The following is a 20,028-nucleotide window of genomic DNA, read 5'->3' on the forward strand; positions in this document are numbered from 1 at the left end:
ACGAGCTAGAGTTGTGGCGATGAATCCACCTGCCCCGCCGACGTTGACCGTCCGGCATGACGGGTCGGAGCGCACCTTCGCCGCGGGTCACGACGTGGTGGTGGGGCGCGACCTCCGGGCCGATTTGCGCATCACGCACCCCCTGATTTCGCGAGCCCATCTGTTGCTGCGCTTCGACCAGGGCCGGTGGCTGGCGATCGACAACGGTTCGCTCAACGGAACTTTCGCCAACGGCAGGCGGGTGCCGGTCGTCGATATCCACGACGGGCAGAGCGTCAACATCGGAAACCCGGACGGCCCGCTGCTGACGTTCGAGGTCGGGCGGCATCAGGGGATGGCCGGGCGTCCGCCGCGGACCGAGTCGATGGGCGTCCCGGTCGGGGCCGGGGCCGCCGGAACGGCGTGGCCTTCGTCACAGGCGTCGGGGCAACCGCTGGCCGCTCCACCCGGGCGCCAGACCACCTGGGGCGCGGGTCCCGCGCCACGTCCGCATCCCGGCGCGCCGGGCCAGCGGCCGGGGCCGCCGGGGCAACCGATGTATCCGACGTCGCTGGGGCGGCCGCCCGGGTATCCCCCGGGTGGCCCGCCGCCGCCCGGCAGCCCGCCTCCCCCGCCCATGCCTGCCGCACCGCGAACGCAGATGGCACCGGTTGTCGCCGAGGACAAAGCGGCGCCAGAGGTGGGAAATCTGGCGACCAAGATGTTCCAGGCGCTGCTGCCGTCCCGGTCGGGCGCGATGCAAAAGCCCACCGCCGGCGCGCAAACGATCGGGCGCGCCACCGACAACGACATCGTCATCCAGGACGTCTTGGCCTCGCGCCATCACGCGTTCTTGCTGCAGACGGCGCTCGGCACCGAGATCCGCGACGCGCACAGCATCAACGGGACCTTCGTCAACGGCGTCCGCGCCGGCTCGGCGGTGCTGACCGAGGGCGACGTCGTCACGATCGGAAACGTCGACCTCGTCTTCAGCCGCGACACCCTGGTGCGCCGCACCGAAGCGGCGACGCGCACCGGCGGCCTCGAGGTGAACTCGGTCTGCTACACCGTCGAGCAGGGCAAAAAGCAGCTGCTGGACCACATCTCGCTGACCGCCCGACCCGGCACCCTGACGGCCATCATCGGCGGGTCCGGCGCCGGCAAGACGACGCTGTCGCGGCTGATCGCCGGCTACACCAGCCCGACTTCCGGCACCGTGACCTTCGAGGGCCACAACATCCACACCGAGTATGCGTCGCTGCGCAGCAGAATCGGGATGGTCCCGCAGGACGACGTCGTGCACCGCCAGCTCACGGTCAATCAGGCGCTGGGTTACGCGGCCGAGCTGCGGCTGCCGCCGGACACCAGCAAGGCCGACCGCGAACAGGTGGTGTCCCAGGTGCTCGAGGAACTCGAGCTGACCAAGCACGCCGAAACCCGCGTCGACAAACTCTCCGGCGGCCAGCGCAAGCGCGCCTCGGTGGCCCTGGAATTGCTCACCGGCCCGTCGCTGCTGCTGCTCGACGAACCCACCACCGGTCTGGATCCGGCGCTGGACCGGCAGGTGATGATGATGCTGCGTCAGCTGGCCGACGCCGGCCGCGTGGTGCTGGTGGTCACCCACTCGGTGTCCTACCTCGACGTCTGTGACCAGCTGCTGCTGGTGGCCCCCGGCGGCAAGACGGCGTTTCTCGGTCCGCCCAGCCAGATCGGCGCGGCGATGGGCACCACCAACTGGGCCGACATCTTCGCCAAGGTGGGCGCCGACCCGGATGAGGCCAACCGTCGCTTCCTGGCCGAAAACCAGCACCAGCTGCCGCAGGTGCCGTCCGAACACAGCCCGGCGGCCGATCTGGGTGAAGCGCCGCACGCCAACGCGTTTCGCCAGTTCTCCACGATCGCGCGCCGGCAGATACGGCTGGTCATCTCCGACCGCGGTTACACGGTGTTCCTCGCGCTGTTGCCGTTCCTGATCGGCATTCTGACCCTCACCGTGCGCGGCAACAGCGGATACGGCATGTCCGATCCGCTGGGCAACAATCCCGCTCAGCCCGACCAGATTCTGGTGATGCTCAACGTCGGTGCGGTGTTCATGGGTACCGCGCTGACGATCCGGGACCTGATCGGTGAGCGACCCATCTTCCGCCGAGAACAGGCGGTCGGCCTCTCGACGGGCGCCTATATGGGCGCGAAAATCGTGGTGTTCTCGACGTTCGCAATCGTCCAGGCCGCGATCGCGACGATCATTTCGGTGATCGGGTGGGGCAAGCCGATCTCCAACGCCGTGATCCTGGGCGACGTCAACTTCGAACTGTTCGTCACCGTGGCGGCGACGTGTGTGGGTGCGGCACTGCTCGGCATGGCACTGTCGGCGCTGGCCCAATCCCAGGACCAGATCATGCCGATGCTGGTGGTGTCGATCATGAGTCAGCTGGTGTTCTCCGGCGGCATGATCTGGGTGACCAACCGGGCCGTGCTCGACCAGTTGTCGTGGGTCACGCCCGCGCGGTGGGGCTTCGCGGCCTCGGCGTCGACGATCGACACGCATCGACTGATACCGGGTCCGACCGACCCGAAAGACCAGCACTGGAATCACACCAAGAGCGCATGGCTGTTCGATATGGCCATGCTCGGAGTCCTGTGCATAAGCTATAGCGCGATCGTCTGGTGGAAGATCCGGCTGAAACGACGCTGAACTGATGAATGCCCCTGCGCAATCGGTACTGACTGTTCGGTCCAACCGAGCGGAGGTCAGTTTCGCCCCCGGCGGCGACGTCATCGTGGGCAGCGACGTGCGCGCCGACCTCCGCGTTGCGCACCCGTTGGTTGCCCGCGCACATCTGTTGCTGCGCTTCGATAACGGCAGATGGGTCGCGTTCGACAACAGTTCGCGGGGCGGCATCTTCGTCGACGGACGGCGGGTGCCGACGATCGACGTCCGCGACGGCCAGGGCATCAACCTCGGCGCCCCCGACGGACCGCGGATCGTGTTGGCGATCGGCCACCATCGCGGCAACGTCGGCGTGCTGCCGCCCACGTCGCAAGCCGTTCCGACACTCCCGCCGCCGGACCCCGGTGCCCGGCCGGTGCCGCCGCAGCACACGCCGTACGTGGACCCGCCCACCGACGCGGTGCACACCCGAGCGGTGCCGATCGTGCGGCCCACCGTGACGACCCAGGCCGTCCCGAACGATGCGACCCGGGTAGCGAAACCCACCGGCACGGACATGTCGCAGTTTCCGACCAGGGTGATGAAGGTCGTCGGACCCGAATCGGGCGTGCAGGCGCCGACCGGCGGCACCGCCTGGATCGGTCGCGAACTCGACAACGACATCGTCATCCACGACGTGCTGGCCTCGCGCCATCACGCGTTCCTGGAGCCGACCGCCGCCGGCATCGAGATCCGCGACGCGAACAGCATCAACGGAACGTTCGTCAACGGGGTACGGGTCGGGCAGGCCCTGCTTTCCGAGGGCGACGTGATCACGATCGGCAATGTCGACCTGGTGTTCACTGCCGGCCTGCTGGCCCGTCGTCAGGACGCGGCGACCCGCACCGGCGGCCTCGAGGTGCGCGAGGTCGGCTTCGCGATCAACGGAAAGGATCTGCTGCAGCAGATCACGATGACGGCCAGGCCCGGCACGCTGACGGCCATCATCGGCGGCTCGGGCGCCGGCAAGTCGACGCTGTCACGGTTGATCGCCGGTTACACCACCCCGACCGCGGGTGCGGTCACCTTCGAGGGCCACAACATCCACACCGCCTACGCCTCGCTGCGCAGCAGGATCGGGATGGTCCCCCAGGACGACGTCGTGCATCGCCAGCTGACCGTCAACCAGGCACTGGGCTACGCGGCCGAACTGCGGCTGCCGCCGGACACCAGCAAGACCGACCGCGACCAGGTCGTCGCTCAGGTCCTCGAGGAGCTGGGGCTGACCGCGCACGCCGAGACCCGGGTCGACAAACTCTCCGGCGGGCAGCGCAAACGCGCCTCGGTCGCCCTCGAGCTGCTCACCGGTCCGTCGCTGCTGATCCTCGACGAGCCGACCTCAGGGCTGGACCCGGCGCTGGACCTGCAGGTCATGACGATGCTGCGCCAGCTCGCCGACGCCGGCCGCGTGGTGCTCGTCGTCACCCACTCGCTGACCTATCTCGACGTCTGCGACCAGGTGCTGCTGATGGCGCCCGGCGGCAAGATCGCGTTCCTGGGCCCGCCCGGCGAAATCGGGGACGTGATGGGCACCACCAACTGGGCCCAGATCTTTGCCAAGGTCGGCGCCGATCCCGACGAGGCCAACCGCCGATTCCTGGAACGCCAGGACCACACGCCGCCCACCCGGGCCGAGACGCCTGCCGAGCTGGGCGCCCCGTCGCGCACCAGCATGCTGCACCAGTTCTCCACGATCGCGCGGCGCCAGATTCGGTTGATCATCTCCGATCGCGCCTACTTCGCGTTCCTGGCGGTGTTGCCGTTCATTCTGGGTGCGCTGTCGCTCACCGTTCCCGGCCATAGCGGCTTCGGGATCGGCGACCCGAACAGCGAGACCCCCGACGAAGCCGCCCAGATCCTGACGCTGATGTCGATCGCCGCCGTCTTCATGGGTACGGCGCTGACGATCCGCGATCTGATCGGTGAACGCGCGATCTTCCAGCGTGAGCAGGCCGTCGGCCTGTCCACCGGGGCCTATCTCTGCGCCAAGATCACCGTGTTCTGCGCGTTCGCGATCATCCAGGCGGCGATTGCGACCGGCATCGTACTGATCGGCAAGGGCGCCCCCAAACAGCCCGCGGTGCTGCTCGGGAATGCCAGCTTGGAGCTGTTCGTCACGGTCGCCGCGACGTGCGTGGCCTCGGCGATCCTCGGGCTGGTGTTGTCGTCGATCGCGCGCTCCAACGAACAGATCATGCCGCTGCTGGTGGTGTCGCTGATGCTGCAGCTGGTGCTCGCCGGCGGCCTGATTCCGGTGACCGGCCGGCTCTTCCTCGACCAGCTGTCCTGGCTGATGCCGTCGCGCTGGGGCTACGCGGCGTCGGCCTCCACGGTCAATCTGCGGCTGTTGGTGCCGATCGGCCCGAAGGACAGCCACTGGGCGCACACGGAAAGCGCGTGGCTGCTCGACATGGGCATGCTCGGCGCGCTGTCGGTGATCTACTCCCTCATCGTGTGGTGGCGGATCCGGCTTCGCCGTTAACCGGGCGCTAGTCCGATTTGGCGTCCAGGCCCCCGTCCAAGCGAAGCCCGTGCGCCAACGCGAACGCCATCGCCTGGGGCACGTCCACCCGCACACCGGTCAGGGTGGCGGTGCGCCACAACGCCGGATCCGCTGTCGCGCCGCGCAGGTCGGCGTCGTCGAGGCGGGCGCCCGTGGTCCGGGCACCGGACAGGTCGGCGCCGCGCAGCACGGCCTTGCGCAGGTCGGTCTCCACCAGGCTGGTCTCGCGCAGCCGGCAGCCGCTCAGGTCGACACCGCGCAGGTCGTTGCCGCCGAGCACCGCGAGCGTGAAATCCACCTCGTCGAATGTGATCGGGCGCAGCCGGCACTGCACGAAGACCGATCCCAGCATGCTGCAGTGCGCAAATGTGCTGTGCCACAGCGTTGTTCGCTCGAACTTGCAGTTACGGAAGGCGGATCCGCGGTGCGTGGACTCGGCCAGGTTGACGCCGCTGAAATCGCACTCGCTGAACACCACCCGTTCGGTGCGCAACCGGCCCAAGTCCTCGTCGCGGAAGTCGCTCCCGGTGAACTCGCGATCGGCCCACTGCTGCACCGCGGTCAAGCCGTCAGGCTCTGCAGCGCGTACTCGCTGACCGCGATCAGCGCATCGGTGGCCGACCGGCGATCCCTGGCGTCGACGTTGATCACCGGAATGTGCGGGGACAGGGCCAGCGCTTCGCGTATCGCTGCGACGGGATACCTTGGCGCACCGTCGAATTGGTTAACCGCGATCAGGAACGGCAGGTTGCGGTGCTCGAAGAAGTCGACGGCGGCGAAGCTGTCCTGCAGCCGGCGGCAGTCGACCAGCACGATCGCGCCGATCGCACCGCGCACCAGGTCGTCCCACATGAACCAGAACCGCCGCTGGCCTGGCGTGCCGAACAAGTAGAGCACCAGATCGCGGTCCAGTGTGATCCGGCCGAAGTCCATCGCCACCGTGGTGGTGCGCTTGTCGGGGGTGGCTTCGAGCATGTCGACGCCGGCCGAGGCGTCGGTGACGATCTCCTCGGTGCGCAGCGGCATGATCTCCGAGACCGCCCCGACGAAGGTGGTCTTGCCGGCGCCGAACCCACCGGCGATGACGATCTTCGTCGAGGCGGTGGCGCCGGAATCAGAGTGCCTTAAGGCCACGCAGGGTCCTTCCTATCAGTTCGTGGCGCTCATCACGGGTCGACTGCTCGGTCAACGTTCTATGCACCCGAAGGTAACCGGACAGGACCAGATCAGCGACCAGGACGCGCGTGACCCCGATCGGCAGGTTCAGCCGGGCCGACACCTCGGCGACGGACGGGCTTTCCACGCACAGTCCGATGATCTTGCCTCTCGCATCATCGGCCGGCCAGCGGTGAGCCTGCCCGGCCTGCACCGTCTGAACCGGCGCTTCCAGCGGAATGTCGATGCTCGCGTTCGTCCGCCCGGCCGTCAGGGTGTACGGGCGGACCAGGCTCACCTCACGTGAGGGCGGCCCGGCTTCGCGTTTGTCCATCGCGGCTCACGAATGACTAGCGGAACGGCGGGTGGACTGCACGACGCCACCCACCCGTTCGACGAGAATCGCCATCTCGTATCCGATCTGGCCGATATCGCACGACGTCTCGGCCAGCGTCGCCAGGTGCGACCCGTCCCCGACGCGCATCAACAGCAGGTAGCCGTTCTGCATCTCGACCACCGACTGCAGCACTTGCCCGCCGTCAAACAGCTGCGCGGCACCGGTCGCGAGGCTGGCCAGCCCCGAGGCGACCGCGGCCAGTTGGTCGGCTCTTTCGCGGGGCAGCAGCTCGCTGGCGGCGATGGGCAGACCGTCGACGGACACCAGCAGCGCATGCGCCACCCCGGGAACCTCGCGGGCGAACTTGGTCACCAGCCAGTCCAGTGAGCTGCCGGCAGAAGTCATTCCTCGTCGGGTCCTTGACTCGAGTGGCGGGCGTGTGACCGTCCGCTGCGCACGCCGCCGAAGTGGTTACTGAACGAGGCGCGTACCGCCTCGGGGTCGCGGGCCGCGTGGTGCCCGCCGTTCGATGGTACGAGGGAATCGTCGTCGTCGGCCGCGCCGGGCACCAGCCGGGCTCCGGGCGTCCGCACCGGCAGGCCGTGGTCGGCGGTGCGCTGCTCGACGGGCTTTTCGTCGGCCTCGGCGGCCAGCGACCAGCCGCGATCCCACACCGACTGCCAGTCCAGGTCGGGGCTGTTGACCAGGTCGTGCGGGTCACCCATCATCTCCGAAAGCATCCGCCGATAGATCACGTCGTCCTTCGACGGGCCGGCCGCGGGAGGGCCCGGCTTAGGGGCGCGGGCGGGTGGCGGGGCGCCGGTCCCGCGCGACCGCGCCGCGAAGAACGCCGAAGTGTCCGATACCGCCGGGGTCGGCTTCGGGGTGGGCTTTGGCGTCGGCTGCCGGGTTGGCTTTGGCGTCGGCTGCTGGGTTGGCGTGGGTCGTGGCTGGTTCTCGTTTTCCCACGACGCAGTGGCCAGTTCACGCCGGCGCTTGGGCAGCGGCGGCTGGGCGGCGGGTGCGGCGGGCATGTCGGTGATGCCGCTGGAGCCGGGGCTGCGGCGGGGCAGCAACGAGATCGGTGGCGCCTCGCCGGAGCCGTTGTCGCTGGTGGCCGCGACGGGGCGTTGCCGCGTCGCGCCGTTGTGGGTGTCCGGCGGTCCGCTGGCCAGCTTGGCACTCGGTGAGGAGACCGCCCGAATCCGTTCGCGCGGCTCCGCCGGCGTTTCGGTGCGGCCGCCGTCGAAGCCCTCCAGCAGCGCCGGTGGCAGGTAGATCTCGGCGGTCGTGCCGGTGCCCGCCTCCTCGGGCGCCGGTCCCCGCAGCCCGACCCGGATGCCGTGCCGGGCGGCGATGCGGCCCACCACGAAAAGCCCCATATGGCGGGCATTGTCAGGAGTGGGGTCGGGGGTGACCTCGCCGCCGGCCTGCAGACGCATGTTGGCCATCCGCCGGTCGGAGTCGTTCATGCCCAAACCGGAGTCGGCGATCCGCAGCACCAGGCCTCCGTCGGCGCCGCGCGCCCCGGAAATCCGGGCGTACGTCGACGGCGGCGAATAGCGCAGGGCGTTGTCGATCAGCTCGGCGAACAGATGGATCGCGCCGCCGGCGGCCCCACCGATCAACATGCAGTCGGGCAGCTCACCCAGCTCGACGCGACGGTAATCCTCGACCTCGGAGACGGCCGCGTTGATCACGGTCGACAGCGGAACCGGGTCGCGCTGGTCGCGGGCCAGCTGGGCGCCGGCGAGCACCAGCAGATTGGCACTGTTGCGGCGCAGCCGCGCCGCCAGGTGATCCAGCCGGAACAGGCTGTCGAGGCGGTCGGGATCCTCTTCGTTGCGCTCCAGCCGATCGATCAGCGACAGCTGCTGGTCGACCAGTGAGCGGCTGCGTCGCGACATGGTCTCGAACATGTCGTTGACCAGCAATCGCAATCGCGCCTCGTCACCGGCCAGCAGCAGCGCCTGGGTGTGCAACTCGTCCACCGCGTGCGCGACCTGACCGATTTCCTCGGTGGTGTACACCGGCAGTGGAGCCGGAATCGGTTCGACCTCACCGGCTTTGACCCGGGCGATCTCCTCCTCGAGGTCGGTGTGGGCGACCTTGAGCGCGCCGTCGCGCAGCACCCGCAGCGGCACCACCAGCGCGCGCGCCATCAGCAGCACGATGATCAGCGCGATCACGATGGCGGCCAGCACCAGGACGCCGTCGACGACCGCGGAGTTGCGCCGATCGTTGGCCTGGGTTTGCACCGACTTCGTCACCGACGCGGTGGCGTCGGTGACGACCTGTTCGGCGATCGCGTCGGTGGTCTGGATCGAGCGCAGCAAGTCCGGGTTGTCGACGAGCACGGCGGCCGGATCGGACATGATCGCCATCCGGGTCACCATCTGCTGCTGCAGCGTCTTGGCTTCTGGCGAGCCGACACCGAGCACCTGGCTCATCCCGAACAGCGTGGACGGTTCGGTGCCGGCCAGGGTGATCATCGAGGTGCGCAACTGCGGCTCGGGCAGGTCGGCGCCGCGGGTCACCAGGATCTCCTGCATCGTCATCTGGCCGCGGGCCCCGACCGCCCGGCTCAAACCCTGTGCCTGCGCCCGGATCTGCTCGTCGTCCACCCGCACCGACGCGTTGATGACGTCCTCGGCCGTCAACAGCAACGGCGCATAGGTGGTCACCCGGTCCCGCAGGCCAATGCTGTTGTCAGCCACCTTGTCCAGCAGCGACTGACCGCCGCCCAGCAGCGTGCCCACCCCCGACCGGACATCGGGGGTCACGTCGGTGTCCGCGAGCCGGGTCTGCAGCTCACCCTTGCGGGCGTCGTAGTTCTTCTTGGCGCCCTCGACGTCGCGTCCGGTGGAGTTCGCCAACAGCGCTACGTCCAATGCCGACATGTATTTGGTGATCGCCGGCAGCAAGTCGGCGCGCGCGGCGGCCAACCGCAGGCCGCTAGAAGTCGACATGGCGGTGTTGACGCGCAGCCCGCCGAAAATCGCCGCCAGGATCAGCGGGACCAGCACAATCGCCAGCACCTTCCACCCGACCGGCCAGTTGCTCGGTGACCAGGCCGGCGGACGTTTCGCCGGGGCTGCCGCGCTCGCCTTGGCCTTGGCGAACGCGGTGGGCGCCGCCTCGGCCGCGCCGGCCGGGCGGTTGAACATCGTCATGTGGTTGCGGCCGCGCGGCCGGCCGCTGCGCCGACATCGCGCATCGAGAGAAACGAGAGGCTCATGAACTTCCTGCTTTTATTCCGCTCCCCCCGCGCCAAGACGCGCGAGCGGTAAACGCGTGGCAATTCGACGAGTATGACAGCCCGCGGCCCGGCTCACCAGAATCGTTACTGAGTAGACAGCCACCCCCAAGGTGCGCCGGCACACCGGCACGCAGGTCTGGCAAACAGCCCGCTGCGCGAAATCCCTACGCGGGCCGAAGGATCGCGACGAGGAAGTCGGAGTCGTCGGTGAACGGTCGCAGATCCCAGGTGGACAGCAGCACATCGGGAGCGAATCCGGCGGCCGCCACGTGCTGAAGAAACTCGGCGAACTCGTAGTCGCGTCCGGCGCCGAATCCGATCGCCGCTCGACCGTCGTCGGCGACGTGGGCGCGTAGCCGCTTGAGCACCTGCAGCCGGGTACTCGGTGCGAGGAACGCCATCACGTTGCCGGCCGACACGATCACGTCGAACGGTTCGGCGATGCCGCGCGCGGGCAAGTCCAGCTCGGCGAGATCGCCGACCAGCCATTGCGGGCCGGGATAGTCCTGCTCGGCCGCGGCGATCAGCGCCGGGTCGACGTCCACTCCGACCACCCGGTGACCGACCGTGGCCAGATACCCGCCCACCCGTCCGGCGCCGCAACCGGCGTCGAGGAGGTGGGCGCCGCGCGGCACCATGGCGTCGATCATCCGCGCCTCGCCGACCAGATCCTTGCCGTCGCGGGCCATGGCACGGAAGCGCTCGATGTACCAGTCCGAGTGTCCCGGATCGGCGGCAACCTTGCGCATCCAGATGCTCTGCTCGACCATGCCGCAATTATCGCCGTGTGAAGATGGCGGTGTGTTCCGGCTGCTGTTCTACTGCCCGCGGATCGCACCGAACACGGGCAACGCCATCCGTACGGCCGCGGCCACCGGCGCCGAATTGCATCTGGTGGAGCCGATGGGCTTCGACCTGTCCGAATCCAAGGTGCGCCGCGCCGGATTGGACTACCACGACCTGGCCTCGGTCACCGTGCACGCGACGCTGCAGGCCGCGTGGGAGGTGCTGATGCCGGCGCGGGTGTTGGCGTTCACCGCGCACGCGCCTACATCGTTCGCCGACGTCGCCTATCAACCCGACGACGTGCTGATGTTCGGTCCGGAACCCGACGGGCTGGACCCGCAGACCCTCGCCGACAGCCACGTCACCGGCCAGGTACGCATCCCGATGCTGGCCGGCCGTCGGTCGCTGAACCTGTCCAACGCCGCGGCGATCGCGATCTACGAGGCCTGGCGCCAGCACGGCTATCCCGGCGCGGTGTAGCGATGAGTCCGGGGCCGGGCGCGAGTCAGCCTTGATATGCCTACCTTCATCACGATCGGATACGGCGACGAGGCCGGATACCACCGATTGAGCGACGACCGCCGACGGGCCGCGCACGCCCGCGATGACGACATCAGTGCGTCCGGCGCGCTGATCGGCCGCGCCGGTGACCCCGTCCAGGTCCGCAATCACGACGGCGCGGGGGTGCGGGTCGAGCCGGGCGCGTTCCTGCGATCGGCATTGCCGATCGCAGGGTTCGCGGTGATCGAGGCCGACGATCTGGACGCGGCGATCGAGCGGGTGAGCCAGACCCCGTGCGCGATGGCGCACGGGGTCGTCGAGGTCTGGCCGCTACAGCCCTGACCTACCAGGTGTTCCAGTGCGTCAAGGTCTCGGCCGGCAGCCGCTTGGCCGGGCGGAAGTCGGTGCCTTTGGTGTAAGCGATCGGGAACAGCCCACCCTGGCTGAACTTCTCGTAGGGAATGCCGAGCACCTCGGCGGCCTTGCGCTCGCCGTCGCCCAGCAGGTGCAGCGTCGTCCAGCAGGAGCCCAGCCCGCGGGAGCGCAGCGCCAGGCAGAAGCTCCAGACCGCCGGGAACAGTGACGCCCAGAAGGAGACGCCGCCCAGTGGCGACTCGTCTTCGCGGCCCGCGATGCACGGGATCATCAGCACCGGCACCTCGTGAATGTGCTCGGCGAGATACATCGCCGAGTCCACGACCTTGCCCATCCGTTCGCCGCGGGTATCGCCGTCGCCGTAGTCGGGCTTCGGCGCGCTGAGGTAGGGCTGGGCGTGCGACAGGTAGATGTCGCCGATCGCCTTTTTCTTGTCGGCGTCCTCCACGAACATCCACTGCCAGCCCTGGGAGTTGGAACCGGTGGGCGCCTGCAACGCCAGCTCGAGACATTCCATCAGGACCTCGCGAGACACCGGCTTGTCGAAGTCGAGGCGCTTGCGAACCGAGCGGGTAGTGGTGAGAAGTTCGTCTACGGACAGGTTGAGGGTCATGCACCCGAGCCTAGGTCGGTCGACTGCCCGGGCGGCTTGAAGCGGCGCTTTTCCGGCAGGAGGCGCCGAGCGTGCTCTCACGGCGAAAAATCGGCGGAAATCTCGCCGTGAGAGCACGTTCGGCGAAGAATGTGGTTCGGGAAATCAGCGGAAGTCACGAGACTTGGAGCCGACGGCCAGGGTGATGCGGCCCAACCGCTCCGCCACGACGGTGACCGCGCCGCTGGCATTTTGAACCTGACCGCGGATCAGCAGCGCCGGTGCCGTGTTCGCGAGCTTGCGGTGTCGCTCCCACACCCCCGGCGTGCAGAGCACGTTGACCATCCCGGTCTCGTCCTCGAGGTTGATGAACGTCACCCCCTGCGCCGTGGCGGGCCGCTGCCGATGGGTCACCGCACCGGCGATCAGCACCCGGTCGCCGTCGGGCACGTCGAGCAGCTCGTCGGCGGGCACCACCCCCAACGCGTCCAGGTCGGCCCGCAGGAACTGGGTCGGGTAGCTGTCCGGGGAGATGCCGGTGGCCCACACGTCGGCGGCGGCCAGTTCCAGCTCGCTCATTCCGGGCAACGCCGGGATGGGTGACCCATCAGCACCGTGGGCCCCCACCCCGGGCAGCCGATCCGGCCGTTGGGTGGCCGCGGCCCCGGCCGCCCACAGCGCCTCGCGCCGCGACATCTCGAAGCAGCCCAGCGCCCCGGCCGTCGCCAGCGCCTCGGTCTGCGGCACCGAGAGCTGCACCCGGGTGGTCAGGTCCAGCAGGGAAGCGAACGCGCCGTTGGCTTTTCGCTCTTCGACCAGCTGCTCGGCGAGGTCGTCGCCGATATGGCGGACCGCACCCAGCCCGAGGCGGACCTCGGTGCCGGCGTTCTCGAGGGTGGCGTGCGCCAGGCTCGCGTTGACGTCCGGGCCGTGCACCAGCACGCCGTGCCGGCGCGCATCGGCCACCAGCGACTGCGGTGAATAGAACCCCATCGGCTGGGCACGCAGCAGCGCGGCGCAGAACGCGGCCGGGTGGTGCAGCTTGAACCACGACGAGTAGAACACCAGCGACGCGAAGGACAGCGCATGACTTTCCGGAAAGCCGAAATTGGCGAACGCTTCCAGCTTTTCGTAGGTCCGGTCGATCACCTCGTCGGTGGCGCCGTGCAATTCGCGCATGCCCTCGTAGAACCTGCCACGCAGCCGTTGCATCCGCTCGGTCGAACGCTTGGACCCCATGGCGCGGCGCAGCTGATCGGCCTCGGCGGCCGAGAAGCCGGCGCAGTCGACCGCGAGCTGCATCAACTGCTCCTGGAAAAGCGGCACTCCCAGCGTCTTTCGCAATGCCGGTTCCATGGACGGGTGGTCGTAGACGACCGGGTCGATGCCGTTGCGCCGCCGAATGTAGGGATGCACCGACCCGCCCTGGATGGGTCCGGGCCGGATCAACGCGACCTCGACCACCAGGTCGTAGAACACCCGGGGCTTGAGCCTGGGCAGGGTGGCCATCTGCGCGCGCGACTCCACCTGGAACACCCCGACGGAATCGGCACGCTGCAGCATCTCGTACACCGCCGTCTCGGTGAGGTCGAGCCGGGCCAGGTCGACCTCGACACCTTTGTGTTCGGCCACCAGGTCTTTCGCGTAGTGCAGCGCCGAGAGCATGCCCAGCCCGAGTAGGTCGAACTTCACCAAACCGATGGCCGCACAGTCGTCCTTGTCCCATTGCAGGACGCTGCGATTCTCCATCCGCGCCCACTCCACCGGACACACGTCGGCGATCGGGCGGTCGCAGATCACCATGCCGCCGGAGTGAATGCCCATGTGCCGCGGCAGGTTCCGGATCTGGTTGGCCAGTTCGATCACCTGTGGCGGGATGCCCTCGACGTCCGCGGCGTCGGCCAGCCCGTTCCAGTGGCTGATCTGCTTGCTCCACGCGTCCTGCTGGCCTTGCGAATAACCCAGGGCACGGGCCATGTCGCGCACCGCGATCTTGCTCCGGTAGGTGATGACGTTGGCGACCTGGGCGGCGTAGTCGCGGCCGTATTTGTCGTAGACGTATTGGATGACCTTCTCGCGCTGATCCGACTCGATGTCCATGTCGATGTCGGGTGGCCCGTCGCGGGCCGGCGACAGGAAGCGCTCGAACAACAACTCGTTGGCCACCGGATCGACCGCGGTGACCCCCAGGGCGTAACAGACCGCGGAGTTGGCCGCCGATCCCCTGCCCTGGCACAGGATGTTGTTGCACCGGCAGAATCGGGCGATGTCGTGCACCACCAGGAAGTAGCCCGGAAACCTCAGCTGGGTAATGACTTTCAGCTCATGTTCGATCTGCGCATACGCTCGCGGCGCGCCATCGGGGAGCCCGTACCGGTCACGCGCGCCCGCCATCACCAACTGCCGCAACCAGCTGTCCTCGGTGTGCCCGTCGGGCACGTCGAACGGCGGCAGCTGCGGCGCGATCAATGCCAGTCCGAACGCGCACTGCTCGCCGAGTTCGGCCGCGGCGCTCACCACGTCAGGGCCCCCAAAAGGCCCATGCGCGAACAGCCGGGCCATCTCCTCGCCGGACCGTAGGTGTGAGCCCCCCAGCGGGGCCAGCCATCCGGCGGCCGACTCCAGTGACTGCCGGGCCCGAATCGCGCCCATCGCCATGGCCAGCCGCCGGCGCGACGGGTGGGCGAAATGTGCTCCGGTGGTGGCGACGAGGCCGACGCCGAACCGCGGCGCCAGGGCTGCCAGTGTCGCGTTGCGCTCGTCGTCGAGCGGCTGACCATGATGGGTCAACTCGACGCTGACCCGCTGCGCGCCGAACCGGTCCACCAGACCGGCCAGCGCTTCCGCTGCGGCGTCCGGCCCGCCATCGGAAAGCGCTTGTCGGACATGGCCTTTACGGCATCCCGTCAGGATGTGCCAATGCCCGCCCGCGGCTTCGGTCAGCGTGTCGATGTCGAAGCACAGCTTGCCCTTCTCACCGCCCGCCAGATGCGCCGCGGCCAGCTGCCGCGACAGCCGCCGGTAGCCCTCCGGGCCGCGGGCCAGCACCAGCAGATGCGGGCCGGGTGGATCCGGATTCTCGGTACGGGCCTGCGAAACCGAAGAGGCTACCGACGAAACGCCCAGCGACAGCTCGGCGCCGAACACGGTGCGCACGTCTAGTTCGGCGGCGGCTTCGGCGAACCGCACCGCCCCGTACAGACCGTTGTGGTCGGTCAGCGCCAGCGACCGCAGATCCAGCCGGGCGGCCTCCTCGACCAACTCCTCGGGCGTGCTGGCGCCGTCCAGAAAGCTGTACGCCGAATGCGCGTGCAGCTCGGCGTAGGCGACCGACGAGCGGGCCATCCGGCCCCCGTCCGGTGGCCGATAGGCCGGGCGCTTGTGCGAGAAGGGAGCCTCTTCCGCCGGGCCGGATGGGGTGGGCGCGCCGGCATGGCGCGGCTTGCCGTCGAGTAGCCGCTCCAGTTCCGCCCAACTCCGCGGCTCATTGCTGAAACCCACACGCACAGTCTATCGAACGCATGTTCGATTTAGTGCGGGGTTGTTAAAGCGGTTGTTAAACGGGTCTTCAACTTCTAAACACAGTCTTAACGGACTGGGATCTACCGCGACGGGGGCGCGGCGAACGATACTGGTACGGGCGACTAGGGCGGGAACTGAAAATGGGACAGCTGACCACGACATTGGATTCGGGCTTTCGCACCGCGGCGGACCCTGACCGGCAGGCAAGTACGGTGACGGGCGCGGTCGCCATTGTCGAGGGTGCGGTGCCGAACCTGGGACGCCTCAAAGCGCTTCTGGCAGAACGCATTCAGTCGATACCGCGATGCACCCAGGTGCTGCGGACACATCCGTTCAGCGGTGCCCAGCACTGGACCGACGATCCGGGTTTCGACCTCGCCCATCACCTGCGCCGGGTCGCGGTTCCCCGCCCCGGCGATGAAGCCGACCTGTCTCGCGCGATCGCGCACGCCCTGGAACGCCCGCTCGAATTGGACCGCCCGCTGTGGGAGTGCTGGGTCATCGAGGGGCTGCGTGGCAAGTGGGCGGTCCTGATGAAGGTCCACCACTACCTCGCCGACGCCACGCCCGCGGCCCACTTGCTCACCAGGCTCTGCGACGACGCCGACAGCGAGATGTTCGCCAATCACGGTGCACCCAATGATGATTCGACGCCAGTCCGCAAGCAGGGCTGGGCCGAGACACTCTGGCGAGCCTCGTCCGCCGCGACCACCGTCACCAGCACGCTGGCCGAGACGGTCTGGTCGGCGGCCCGCGCATCGTCGACCGGCCCGGCGGTCACGATGCGGCGCTACAGCACGGTGCGCGTTCCCCTTGCCACCGTCGACGCGGTCTGCGGCAAGTTCCGGGTGACCACCAACGACGTCGCGCTCGCCGCCATCACCGAGGGCTTCCGGGCTGTGCTGCTGCACCGCGGCGAACAACCGCGCGCGGGTTCGTTGCGCACCCCGGAGAAGCGGTATCTGCCTGTCGAGCACGACGATCCGGTGCAGCGGCTGCGAATTGTGCACAGCAGCCTGAACCAGCCCGCGCCAGTCCGGCAGCACACCAGCATCGTGGATCTGGCAACAAGTTCCGTGCCATTTACCTTGTGCGCCAAAGCAGTTCGATTGGTCATGAGCCGGCTCCCACAACCTGGGATCGTGACGCTGGCCACCAATGCGCCGGGGCCGCGGCACCGGCTGGGGCTGATGGGCGCAACCGTGGAACGCCTGTTGCCGATCCCGCCGACGGCGTCGCAGCTGTCCAGCGGAGTCGCGGTGCTGAGCTACGGCGACGAGCTGATCTTCGGGATCACCGCCGATTACGACGCCGCCCCCGAACTACAGCAGCTCGCCAGCGGCATCGAACGGGAGATGGCGCGCCTGACGGCGCTCAGCCAAGACTCCGTCTTGCTGTTCACCAGGGACCGCCGTAAGCGCCGGGCCCGCGCGCTGCGGGGTGGCGTGCCCCCCAGCCACCCGACCGCGCGAGCGCGGCACTGACCCAACCCCTGCGGCGTTGATCACCGTGAGAGGGTTGGTCAGTGCCAGTACCGGAGTCAGTGTCGGAGCCATCGGTCACCATCGACCCACGCCGCCACGACGCGGTGCTGTTTGAGCGGGACGTCGACCGCGCGCCGGTGTCGCAACTGCGCGAGGCCGGGGTGCGCGTCGCCCTGGGCGTCGAGGACCCGGCCGCGACCGCCGACCGGCTGGAGGTGCGGGCAGGCCGCAGTGTGGTCGTCGCGGCGAGCGAGGGGGTGGCGAAGGCCGCGCGCGACGCCGGGTTCGCTTTGGTGATCGAGGACCATCGCCTGGGTGATGTCACGGTCCGCACCGGAGACCTGCGGATGTCGCAGCTGCCCGACGCGTCGCAGCTCCTCAGCGAGGACCTTCCCGCCCGGCGGCCGGCGGTGTTCTTCGACTTCGACGGCACCCTGTCGGACATTGTGAACGACCCGGACGCGGCGCAGCTGGTCGCCGGTGCGGCCGACGCGCTGCAGCGGTTGGCCGCGCGCTGCCCGGTCGCGATACTGTCCGGCCGCGACCTCGCCGACGTCACCGCACGCGTCGGCCTGCCCGGTCTCTGGTACGCCGGCAGCCACGGATTCGAACTGACCGCGCCCGACGGCACGCATCACCAGAACGACGCCGCGGCCGCGGCCATACCGGTGCTGGAAGCCGCGGCCGCCCAGCTCCGCGACCGACTCGGGTCGATTCCGGGGGTCAGGGTGGAGCACAAGCGGTTTGGCGTTGCCGTGCACTATCGCAACGCGGCGCGAGACCGCGTCGGCGAGGTGACGGCGGCGGTACGCGCCGCGGGTCAGCGCGATGCGCTTCGGGTGACCACCGGCCGCGAAGTCATCGAGCTACGCCCCGATATCGACTGGGACAAGGGGAAGACACTGCACTGGGTGCTCGAGCACCTGGACGGATCGGCAGGCGTGACACCGATCTTCCTCGGCGACGACATCACCGACGAGGACGCGTTCGACGCGGTGCGCCCGGACGGAATCCCAATCCTGGTGCGGCACAACGACGACGGCGACCGGGCCACCGCCGCGCTGTTCGCGCTGGACAGCCCGGCCGCGGTGGCCGACTTCGTCGACCGCCTGGCGCGGCAGTGGGCCGGCGCCCGCTAGCTCTGCGTGTATTCGACCGCGCCGTCGTCGAGCACGACTCGTCCCGCCTCGGCGCCCTCGGCACCCGAAGCCGTGGTGCGAAAGACCGCCTTGCCCGGCTCGGTGCGCCAGATCAGCGTGGTCAACGTCTCGCCGGGAAACACCGGCGAGCTGAAGCGTGAGTCGATCGAGGTGATGTTCGCGGCCTGCCCGCCGCCGAGCTCGGCGACCAGCGCGCGGCCCGCCACCCCATAGCTGCACAGCCCGTGCAGGATCGGCTTCGGGAAACCGGCCAACTCCCGGGCGAACCACGGGTCGCTGTGCAGCGGGTTGCGGTCCCCGGAGAGCCGGTAGATCAGCGCCTGGTCCTCGCGGGTGGGCAGGGCGAGCGTGATGTCGGGCTCGCGATCCGGGAACTCCGGCGCGATGGGACGCTGACCCGGTTGCCCACCGAAACCGCCCGCGCCGCGGACCACAAAGGTGGTCGACGTTTCGGCGATCAGCTGCTGAGAATCCGGGTCGGTGCCGCGGCCGCGCAGCATCACGACCGCGTTCTTGCCCTCGCCCTTGTCCTGAATGTCGGTCACCTCGGTGACCACGGACAGCTTGCCCGCCGCGGGCAGCGGCGCGTGCAGCCGGATCCCTTGCGAGCCGTGTAACAGCATGGCCCAGTTGAAATCTCCGATCTTGCCCGCCGCCCCGAACGCCGGGCAGCAGATCACCGCGTAGGTAGGCAGCACCTGCTGGGTGATCCCGTGGCTGTTCTCGGTGGTGAACGACAGGTCGTCGAGCCCCGCGCCGACGCCGAGGGCGTAGAGCAGGGTGTCGCGGTCGGTCCAGTCGAACAACTGTGGCTCGGTCACCGCACCGACAGCACTCGGGTCAATCGCCATGCGAGTCTCCTCTCGACTACCAGATTCACGCTTTTGCGCACTCAACCATTGCAAACCCTTCCCCATGGGGCAGTCGGCAGGGCAGGCTATCGACATGGCCACGCGCAGCACGATCGGAAAGGCCTTCTGGAAAACAGGGGCCGTACTCGCCGCAACGCTCATCGTCGGTGCCTGCGGGGGGTCGACGCAGGCGCGCGCCATCACGTTGACGTTCATCCGAAACGCCCAGACCCAGGCCGACGCCGACGGCGTCATCAACACCGATCCGCCCGGCCCCGGTCTCACCGCCGAGGGCAAGGGCCAGGCCCAACAGCTGGCACACCAGAGCGGTCGCAACGACTTCGACGCCGTCTACGCCTCCGCGATGGCAGAGGCACAGCAGACCGCCGGGCCGCTGGCCGGTGAACTCGGTAAGCAGGTGGAGGTCCTGAGCGGCGTGCAGGCGCTCAACGCCGGCTGGTACAACGGCAAACCTCAATCGATGGCGGCGACGACGTACATGTTGGCGCCGGCGGACTGGATCAACGGCGACGTCGCGGACAGCATCCCGGGCTCGGTGAGCGGCAAGCAGTTCAACGAGGAGTTCACCGCGGCGGTGAACAAGGTCTACAACAGCGGGCACAGCAAGCCGGTCGTGTTCTCCCAGGGCGCGGCGATCATGGCGTGGACGCTGATGAACGCCCGCGACGGCAAGAGCAGCCTGTTGAGCACCCATCCGCTGCCGAACATCGGCCGTGTGGTGGTCACCGGAAACCCGACGGACGGGTGGACGCTGGTCGAGTGGGACGGCATCCGCAGCTTCAGCTGATCCCCG

16 protein-coding genes are annotated in these 20,028 nt (G+C 68.8%); 7 read left to right on the plus strand and 9 right to left on the minus strand.

What is annotated here, in order from left to right; genetic code table 11:
• The first annotated feature begins 19 nt into the window (after nucleotides 1-19).
• Nucleotides 20-2,674 carry an ATP-binding cassette domain-containing protein gene (locus SKC41_RS01845; protein WP_330976063.1) on the plus strand — a complete coding sequence of 885 codons (2,655 nt, stop codon included), beginning with the start codon at nucleotides 20-22 and terminating at the stop codon, nucleotides 2,672-2,674.
• A 4-nt stretch (nucleotides 2,675-2,678) separates the two neighbouring features.
• Nucleotides 2,679-5,171, plus strand: a complete 2,493-nt coding sequence (locus SKC41_RS01850) for an ATP-binding cassette domain-containing protein (protein ID WP_330976064.1) — start codon at nucleotides 2,679-2,681, stop codon at nucleotides 5,169-5,171.
• Nucleotides 5,172-5,178: 7 nt separating this feature from the next.
• Here the strand turns inward: SKC41_RS01850 and SKC41_RS01855 are convergent, their stop codons facing one another.
• From SKC41_RS01855 to SKC41_RS01880, 6 genes are all read right to left on the minus strand, one after another.
• Nucleotides 5,179-5,748, minus strand: a complete 570-nt coding sequence (locus tag SKC41_RS01855; RefSeq protein ID WP_330978723.1) for a pentapeptide repeat-containing protein — start codon at nucleotides 5,746-5,748, stop codon at nucleotides 5,179-5,181.
• A gap of 5 nt (nucleotides 5,749-5,753) precedes the next feature.
• Complete coding sequence (locus tag SKC41_RS01860) at nucleotides 5,754-6,326, minus strand: GTP-binding protein (protein WP_330976065.1); 573 nt, start codon at nucleotides 6,324-6,326, stop codon at nucleotides 5,754-5,756.
• Nucleotides 6,307-6,681: a DUF742 domain-containing protein gene (locus tag SKC41_RS01865; protein ID WP_330976066.1), complete on the minus strand. Its 375-nt coding sequence runs from the start codon at nucleotides 6,679-6,681 to the stop codon at nucleotides 6,307-6,309. Before SKC41_RS01865 ends, SKC41_RS01860 begins: the two co-directional genes overlap by 20 nt.
• A 6-nt stretch (nucleotides 6,682-6,687) precedes the next feature.
• Complete coding sequence (locus SKC41_RS01870; RefSeq protein WP_330976067.1) at nucleotides 6,688-7,089, minus strand: serine protease inhibitor; 402 nt, start codon at nucleotides 7,087-7,089, stop codon at nucleotides 6,688-6,690.
• Nucleotides 7,086-9,857: a sensor histidine kinase gene (locus tag SKC41_RS01875; protein ID WP_330976068.1), complete on the minus strand. Its 2,772-nt coding sequence runs from the start codon at nucleotides 9,855-9,857 to the stop codon at nucleotides 7,086-7,088. Before SKC41_RS01875 ends, SKC41_RS01870 begins: the two co-directional genes overlap by 4 nt.
• A 250-nt stretch (nucleotides 9,858-10,107) precedes the next feature.
• Nucleotides 10,108-10,713 carry a class I SAM-dependent methyltransferase gene (locus SKC41_RS01880; RefSeq protein ID WP_330976069.1) on the minus strand — a complete coding sequence of 202 codons (606 nt, stop codon included), beginning with the start codon at nucleotides 10,711-10,713 and terminating at the stop codon, nucleotides 10,108-10,110.
• Between the two features lie 31 nt (nucleotides 10,714-10,744).
• Here SKC41_RS01880 and SKC41_RS01885 point away from each other — a divergent pair, with 31 nt between their 5' ends.
• Together SKC41_RS01885 and SKC41_RS01890 are read left to right on the plus strand one after the other, a co-directional pair.
• Nucleotides 10,745-11,209 carry a tRNA (cytidine(34)-2'-O)-methyltransferase gene (locus SKC41_RS01885; protein ID WP_330976070.1) on the plus strand — a complete coding sequence of 155 codons (465 nt, stop codon included), beginning with the start codon at nucleotides 10,745-10,747 and terminating at the stop codon, nucleotides 11,207-11,209.
• Between the two features lie 36 nt (nucleotides 11,210-11,245).
• Nucleotides 11,246-11,572: a YciI family protein gene (locus SKC41_RS01890; RefSeq protein WP_330976071.1), complete on the plus strand. Its 327-nt coding sequence runs from the start codon at nucleotides 11,246-11,248 to the stop codon at nucleotides 11,570-11,572.
• A 1-nt stretch (nucleotide 11,573) separates the two neighbouring features.
• Here SKC41_RS01890 and SKC41_RS01895 read toward each other — a convergent pair whose 3' ends face one another.
• Both SKC41_RS01895 and SKC41_RS01900 read right to left on the minus strand, forming a co-directional pair.
• Nucleotides 11,574-12,218, minus strand: coding sequence for a nitroreductase family protein (locus tag SKC41_RS01895; protein ID WP_330976072.1), 645 nt, complete (start codon nucleotides 12,216-12,218; stop codon nucleotides 11,574-11,576).
• 144 nt (nucleotides 12,219-12,362) lie between these two features.
• Nucleotides 12,363-15,698, minus strand: coding sequence for an error-prone DNA polymerase (locus SKC41_RS01900; RefSeq protein ID WP_330976073.1), 3,336 nt, complete (start codon nucleotides 15,696-15,698; stop codon nucleotides 12,363-12,365).
• Nucleotides 15,699-15,859: 161 nt separating this feature from the next.
• On the opposite strand from SKC41_RS01900, the gene SKC41_RS01905 reads away from it, so the two are divergent.
• A complete protein-coding gene (locus SKC41_RS01905; RefSeq protein WP_330976074.1) occupies nucleotides 15,860-17,203 on the plus strand; it encodes a wax ester/triacylglycerol synthase domain-containing protein in 1,344 nt (447 codons plus the stop codon).
• A gap of 59 nt (nucleotides 17,204-17,262) precedes the next feature.
• Entirely contained in the window at nucleotides 17,263-18,342 is a 1,080-nt protein-coding gene (gene otsB / locus SKC41_RS01910; RefSeq protein ID WP_330976075.1) for a trehalose-phosphatase, read from the plus strand.
• On the opposite strand, the gene SKC41_RS01915 is transcribed toward otsB, so the two are convergent.
• The gene (locus SKC41_RS01915) at nucleotides 18,339-19,214 is read right to left on the minus strand and encodes a MaoC family dehydratase (protein WP_330976076.1); all 876 of its coding nucleotides are present in this window, start codon (nucleotides 19,212-19,214) and stop codon (nucleotides 18,339-18,341) included. The genes otsB and SKC41_RS01915 overlap by 4 nt on opposite strands.
• A 94-nt stretch (nucleotides 19,215-19,308) precedes the next feature.
• Between SKC41_RS01915 and SKC41_RS01920 the strand changes: the two genes are divergently transcribed.
• Nucleotides 19,309-20,022, plus strand: a complete 714-nt coding sequence (locus SKC41_RS01920) for a histidine phosphatase family protein (protein WP_330976077.1) — start codon at nucleotides 19,309-19,311, stop codon at nucleotides 20,020-20,022.
• The last annotated feature ends 6 nt before the right edge of the window (nucleotides 20,023-20,028 follow it).

Source organism: Mycobacterium sp. 050128 (assembly GCF_036409155.1).
Taxonomy (GTDB): Bacteria; Actinomycetota; Actinomycetes; order Mycobacteriales; family Mycobacteriaceae; genus Mycobacterium.

What these genes read in the sequence shown, in the direction of transcription:
- SKC41_RS01845 (WP_330976063.1), top strand. Translation starts at nt 20, where the DNA reads ATGAATCCACCTGCCCCGCCGACGTTGACCGTCCGGCATGACGGGTCG.
- SKC41_RS01850 (WP_330976064.1), top strand. Translation starts at nt 2,679, where the DNA reads ATGAATGCCCCTGCGCAATCGGTACTGACTGTTCGGTCCAACCGAGCG.
- SKC41_RS01865 (WP_330976066.1), bottom strand. Translation starts at nt 6,681, where the DNA reads ATGGACAAACGCGAAGCCGGGCCGCCCTCACGTGAGGTGAGCCTGGTC.
- SKC41_RS01870 (WP_330976067.1), bottom strand. Translation starts at nt 7,089, where the DNA reads ATGACTTCTGCCGGCAGCTCACTGGACTGGCTGGTGACCAAGTTCGCC.
- SKC41_RS01875 (WP_330976068.1), bottom strand. Translation starts at nt 9,857, where the DNA reads ATGACGATGTTCAACCGCCCGGCCGGCGCGGCCGAGGCGGCGCCCACC.
- SKC41_RS01880 (WP_330976069.1), bottom strand. Translation starts at nt 10,713, where the DNA reads ATGGTCGAGCAGAGCATCTGGATGCGCAAGGTTGCCGCCGATCCGGGA.
- SKC41_RS01890 (WP_330976071.1), top strand. Translation starts at nt 11,246, where the DNA reads ATGCCTACCTTCATCACGATCGGATACGGCGACGAGGCCGGATACCAC.
- SKC41_RS01895 (WP_330976072.1), bottom strand. Translation starts at nt 12,218, where the DNA reads ATGACCCTCAACCTGTCCGTAGACGAACTTCTCACCACTACCCGCTCG.
- SKC41_RS01905 (WP_330976074.1), top strand. Translation starts at nt 15,860, where the DNA reads ATGGGACAGCTGACCACGACATTGGATTCGGGCTTTCGCACCGCGGCG.
- SKC41_RS01915 (WP_330976076.1), bottom strand. Translation starts at nt 19,214, where the DNA reads ATGGCGATTGACCCGAGTGCTGTCGGTGCGGTGACCGAGCCACAGTTG.
- SKC41_RS01920 (WP_330976077.1), top strand. Translation starts at nt 19,309, where the DNA reads ATGGCCACGCGCAGCACGATCGGAAAGGCCTTCTGGAAAACAGGGGCC.